The following is a 5,561-nucleotide window of genomic DNA, read 5'->3' on the forward strand; positions in this document are numbered from 1 at the left end:
GGCGCATCGCCCTGCAAGGCAAACCCGACATACTGCAAAACAGCGATCACCCCGGGCTGCTGCGCTACCTTGGCCGCACAAAGGAGCTGTGACCGGCAACGGGATCAAAAAAGGGGAAGCCGGTCGGCTTCCCCTTTTCATATAAGGATGGATAGTAAGATCAGAGATTTTCCTCGGCGAAGGAGGCGAGCTTGCTGCGCACCACCCCGTTCAGGAAAATGTTGGCACTGCCATCGAAGTCCTTGAAACGCTCGACTATGTAGGTCAGACCCGAGGTCACCGGGCTCAGGTAGTTGGAGTCGATCTGGGCCAGGTTGCCGGAGCAGACGATCTTGGTGCCCTCGCCGCAGCGGGTGATGATGGTCTTGATCTGGGATGCAGTCAGGTTCTGGCACTCATCCAGCAGCACGAAGGTGTTCTGGATGCTGCGCCCGCGCATGAAGTTGACCGATTTGAACTGGATGTTGGCCTTCTCCATGATGTAGCTCAGCGACCCGCTCATGTTCTCGTCCTGCTTGTGCAGCACCTCCAGAGTGTCGGTGACCGCAGCCAGCCAGGGCATCATCTTCTCTTCTTCGGTACCGGGCAGGAAGCCGATGCTCTCGGCAATTTCCGGAGTATTACGGGTTACGATCACCTTCTCGTAGATCCCCTTCTCGATCACCAGCTCCAGGGCGGCGGCCATGGCCAGCAGTGTCTTGCCGCAGCCCGCCGGGCCGGTCAGGATCACCAGATCGATGTGTGGATCGAGCAGCGCATCGAGCGCCATGCCCTGATAGACGTTCTTCGGATGCACCCCCCACGCCTTGCGGGACATCAGTCGCTCGCGCCCCAGATCCTTGATGCGGATCTTCTGGTTGTCGTGGCTGAGTACCCGGGCGGCGAAGAAGTTCTCTTCATCGATCAGGTACTGGTTGACGTGAACCCCCTCCAGCAGCTTGGCATCGATGACGTGGACGGTATCGCGGCCATGGGTCTCGCTGTCGCACTCGCCGACCCGCTCCCAGAAACTGCCTGGCACCGTCTGGAAGCCCTTGGCAAGCAGCCGGATGTCATCGATCAACTGGTCGCTGCGATAATCCTCGACGTGGGCAAGCCCGGCCCCCTTGGCCTTGAGCCGCATGTTGATGTCTTTGGTGACCAGCACCACCTGCCGCTTCAGCTCATGCTTTTGCAGGTAGAGGGCGGCGTTGATGATGCGGTTGTCGGCCTCCTTGTCGGTGAACACCTCGGCATCCTGGGGCAGATGGTGGTCACTGAAGATGGAGATGTGGCCGCTCGCCTCGCCGGCCAGCGCCACCCCCTGCACTATCTGCTCGGGTGTCGCGTCACGGAACACGTCCTCCAGCGCCCGGATGGCGATGCGCGCATCACGGCTGACATCCTTGTGGCGATCCTTGATGTTGTCCAGCTCTTCCAGCACCGTCATGGGGATGAGCACGTCGTGCTCTTTGAAGGAGTAGATGGCGAGGGGTTCGTGAAGCAGAACGTTGGTATCCAGGATAAACAGCTTTCGGTCCGTATTGTCCATAAGCATCCTCCTTGGCACTGAAGGTGCCACGTGTGTGAATCTCAGATGTCATTGAAACCACACGGCCGTGACAGTTTTATTACCTCCAACGCTACGCCCGATTTTACCATCACGCAACAAATCACTTGGGCACCCCGCGTTTTTGCGCAGAAAAACAGCAGCTGGCCTTTACTGGCCCTCAAGGGTTCAACTGCACTTGGAGTCGCCGCAGTTAAGGCAGGTCATGCAGCCATCTTTCTGCACCAGCGCCTTGCTGTGGCACTTGTAGCAGAGCGCCGCACCGGGGGGAAAACCACTCCCAGCCTGCTGCTCGTCGGCTTCTTGCGCGGCTTGGATCTCCGCCTGCTTGCCGGCCAAAAACGCCTGCTGGTGCTCATCCAGCCCGGCCACCTTGAGCATGCCGATCTCGGTGAGGTGGGTCTCGATCACGTTGCCAATTTCGGCGATAAGGGACGGAACGTACTTGCCCTTGTTCCAGTAGCCGCCCTTGGGATCGAACACGGAGCGCAACTCCTCCACCAGAAAGGTGACATCACCCCCCTTGCGAAACACCGCCGAGATGATGCGGGTCAGCGCCACTATCCACTGGTAGTGTTCCAGGCTCTTGGAGTTGATGAAGATCTCGAATGGCCGGCGGGTCTCGTGCACCGTCCCCTCATTGAGCACTATGTCGTTGATGGTGATGAACAGCGAGTGCTCGGAGACATGCTCGGGCGTCTTCAGCTTGTAGGTGGTGCCCATCAGTCGCTCCGGCCGCAGCACTGTCTCGTGCATCTGTACCACGGCGTCCTGCTGGGCCGGCTCTGCTTGCGGCTCATCCCGGGTTTTCACCTGGTAGGCGACGATTTTCCCGTCGATCTTCTTGGCCATGAACTCGTCCTCAAAATTTGCCGTAATAGCCTTCTTTCAAGGCGTCGTAGAGATTGGCGGCGGTATGCAGCTCGCCATCGTATTCGATCTCCTCATTCCCTTTCGCCGTGACGACTGAGCCATCCTCCAGGGTGAACTCGTACAGAGTTTTCTCCAGATCCTGCTCCTTCACCAACACGCCCTGGAAGGCTGCCGGGTTGAAACGGAAGGTGGTGCAACCCTTGAGTCCCGAATCCGAGGCGTAGAGGTAGATGTCCTTGAACTGTTCAAACGGAAAGTCGGTCGGCACGTTGGCGGTCTTGGAGATAGATGAATCAATCCAGCGCTGAGCTGCCGCCTGAATGTCCACATGCTGCGCCGGCGTGATGTCGTCGGCGGTGATGAAGTAGTCCGGCAGCCGGGTCGCCTCATCCTCGGCATAGGGCATGGCCGCCGGATTCACCAGCTCGCGGTAGGCAAGCAACTCGTAGGAGTAGACATCCACGCTCTCCTTGCTCTTCTTGCCCGGCTTGATGACGTTGCGGCTGTAGTGGTGGGCAAAGCTCGGTTCGATACCGTTGCTGGCGTTGTTGGCCAGCGACAGGGAGATGGTTCCGGTCGGCGCTATGCTGCTGTGGTGGGTGAAACGCCCCCCCACTTCGGCCAGCTCGGCAACCAGGGCGGGATCCACCTCAGCCACCTGCTGCATGTAGCGACTGTAGCGCGCGTGCAGCACCTTGCCCTTTACCTTGTCGCCCGGCTTGATGCCATCCGCCGCCATCTCGGGGCGCAGTCGCAGCAGCTTGCCGGTCACTTCGAACTCCTGCTCCATGATGGGTGCCGGGCCCTTCTCCTTCGCCAAGGCCAGGGACTCGCGCCAGCCGGTCATGGCCAGCTCCTGGGATACCTGTTCGGTAAAAGCGATTGCGGCAGCAGAGCCGTATCTTATCCGCAGCATGGTGAGGGCCGAGCCGAGGCCGAGAAAGCCCATGCCATGACGGCGTTTACTGATGATCTCCTCGCGCTGCCTGGCCAGCGGCAGCTGGTTGATCTCCACCACGTTGTCGAGCATGCGGGTAAAGATGGCTACCACCTTGCGAAAGGCGGGCCAGTCAAAGGCGGCCTGTTCGGTGAAAGGAGCGCGCACGAAGCGGGTCAGGTTGACGGATCCCAGCAGGCAGGCCCCATAGGGAGGCAGCGGCTGCTCGCCACAGGGGTTGGTGGCCCGGATCTCCTCGCAGAACCAGTTGTTGTTCATCTCGTTGAGCTTGTCGATCAGGATGAAACCGGGCTCCGCGTAGTCGTAGGTGGAAGTCATGATGATGTTCCACAGCCTGCGGGCCGGCAGGGTCTTGTAGACCTTGCAGGCGACCTGCCCCAAGGCGTTGACGACAACCCCCTCCTTGTTGGGCCAGTCGGCCCAGACCACCTGGGCGGGATCATCCAGCGCAATACCATCCTGCCCCACCTCCCTGGCGGTGTAGGGGAAAATAAGCTGCCAGGAGGCATCCTCCTTCACCGCCTTGACGAACTCTTCGGTGATGAGCAGGGAGAGATTGAACTGGCGCAGGCGGCCATCCTCCCGCTTGGCCTGGATAAACTCGACCACATCGGGGTGACGGATATCCATGGTGCCCATCTGGGCGCCACGACGCCCTCCCGCCGACGAGATGGTGAAACACATCTTGTCGTAGATATCCATGAAGGAGAGCGGGCCAGAAGTATGGGCCCCGGCGCCGGAGACGAAGGCCCCGCGCGGGCGCAGGGTTGAAAAGTCATAGCCGATGCCGCAACCGGCCTTCAGGGTCAGCCCCGCCTCGTGCACCTTGCCGAGGATATCGTCCATCGAATCCTCGATGATGCCGGAAACGGTGCAGTTGATGGTGGAGGTAGCGGGCTTGTGCTCGAATGCGCCGGCATTGGAGGTAATGCGACCAGCAGGAATGGCACCATGGCGCAGGGCCCACAGGAAGGGCTCATACCAGGCATCAGAGTCATGCTCCTGCGCGGCGAGAGCACGGGCAACCCGCTGGTAAGTGTCATCGATGGCACCATCGATGGGAGTGCCGTCCTTGCTCTTGAGCCGGTACTTGCTGTCCCAGATCTCGAGGGAAGTCTCCTGCAGAGGGATCTGACGAAAGCCGCTTTCGCTCTCTCGCACCGGATGTGATTTAGCCATCTTCAATCAACCTCCTGGATATGCCGCGACCTCATGACAGTAACAGCCATTACTACATATAGCCAACACGGAAGATAAAATCACAATATATAGTAATTATTTGCGCTTTCTAGTCATGCCTGCCACAAGCAAATGCCCCGGCCAGCAGGATACTGGTCCGGGGCATTACATCGCGTCATTTAATTGCCAGGGAAGCTTGCTTCCCGTCGCTGATCAGGGCTTCTTGACGTATACGGTCGGGGTGTCTCCAGCCATATTCAGATAGAACTCATAGACACCATCCGCATCCGGTGAGAACTTCATGTCCTCATACTTGGAGCAGGGATTGACCGGTACGGCTTCGCCACCCAGCACGGCAACGCCATCGCTTGGGCTCTTGTAGCCGAAGTTGGTGCCACAGCTCCAGCCGGAGTCGGCGAACTTGAACTTGTAAGGAGCCCACTCTTTCTTGAGCGTTCCCTTGGCCATATAGAGCTTGTCGGCCACCTTGACCACCTTGCTCGCATCGGTTGCCATCCAGTCGTTCATCTCCCCGCGCAGGTAGATGGACTTGCCACCGAAATCGCTGTTGTCCGCCGCCTGCTCTGCACCGCCATTGGATGCGCAACCGCCTAATACCAGGGTTCCCGCCGCCAGCATCATCGTTACTGTTCTTTTGAACATGTGTCCATTCCTCAGATTATTGTGATTCCTTGGCCCATCGAACGTGGGCTGACGAATTAAAGCAGAGCGGGCATCGCAAGAAAGGTAGAGGCATCACATTCCGTGCTTTTTCTGCTCAACAATTGAATTGATGGACAAATATCAGCCCCGTAATGGGTAAACCGCACAAGAAGCAATGTGAGTAAGGTGGTTGCAGATCGAACAGATGAACTGCACTTAGGGGAGAAACGGCTGAATGTCAGGCAATAAAAAAGCCCGCTCGAATGAGCGGGCTTCTTCAATTGGGTGCCTGGCAGTGTCCTACTCTCGCATGGCGAATGCCACACTACCATCGGCGCT

4 protein-coding genes are annotated in these 5,561 nt (G+C 58.6%); all 4 read right to left on the reverse strand.

All coding sequences use genetic code 11. The features are described from left to right. Positions 1–160: 160 nt before the first annotated feature. Complete coding sequence (locus tag G5134_RS21160) at positions 161–1,531, reverse strand: PhoH family protein (protein ID WP_017763817.1); 1,371 nt, start codon at positions 1,529–1,531, stop codon at positions 161–163. Between the two features lie 186 nt (positions 1,532–1,717). After that, the gene (locus tag G5134_RS21165) at positions 1,718–2,401 is read right to left on the reverse strand and encodes an NrdJb (protein ID WP_421232177.1); all 684 of its coding nucleotides are present in this window, start codon (positions 2,399–2,401) and stop codon (positions 1,718–1,720) included. 10 nt (positions 2,402–2,411) lie between these two features. Next, entirely contained in the window at positions 2,412–4,559 is a 2,148-nt protein-coding gene (locus G5134_RS21170; protein WP_421232178.1) for an adenosylcobalamin-dependent ribonucleoside-diphosphate reductase, read from the reverse strand. A 213-nt stretch (positions 4,560–4,772) separates the two neighbouring features. Then, positions 4,773–5,222 (reverse strand): pullulanase, encoded by a 450-nt coding sequence (locus G5134_RS21175; protein WP_005304399.1) that lies wholly within the window; start codon positions 5,220–5,222, stop codon positions 4,773–4,775. Between the last annotated feature and the right edge of the window lie 339 nt (positions 5,223–5,561).

The sequence above is a fragment of the Aeromonas sp. 600276 genome (assembly GCF_049175815.1).
Classification (GTDB): Bacteria; Pseudomonadota; Gammaproteobacteria; order Enterobacterales; family Aeromonadaceae; genus Aeromonas; species Aeromonas dhakensis.

What these genes read in the sequence shown, in the direction of transcription:
- G5134_RS21160 (WP_017763817.1), bottom strand. Translation starts at nt 1,531, where the DNA reads ATGGACAATACGGACCGAAAGCTGTTTATCCTGGATACCAACGTTCTG.
- G5134_RS21165 (WP_421232177.1), bottom strand. Translation starts at nt 2,401, where the DNA reads ATGGCCAAGAAGATCGACGGGAAAATCGTCGCCTACCAGGTGAAAACC.
- G5134_RS21170 (WP_421232178.1), bottom strand. Translation starts at nt 4,559, where the DNA reads ATGGCTAAATCACATCCGGTGCGAGAGAGCGAAAGCGGCTTTCGTCAG.
- G5134_RS21175 (WP_005304399.1), bottom strand. Translation starts at nt 5,222, where the DNA reads ATGTTCAAAAGAACAGTAACGATGATGCTGGCGGCGGGAACCCTGGTA.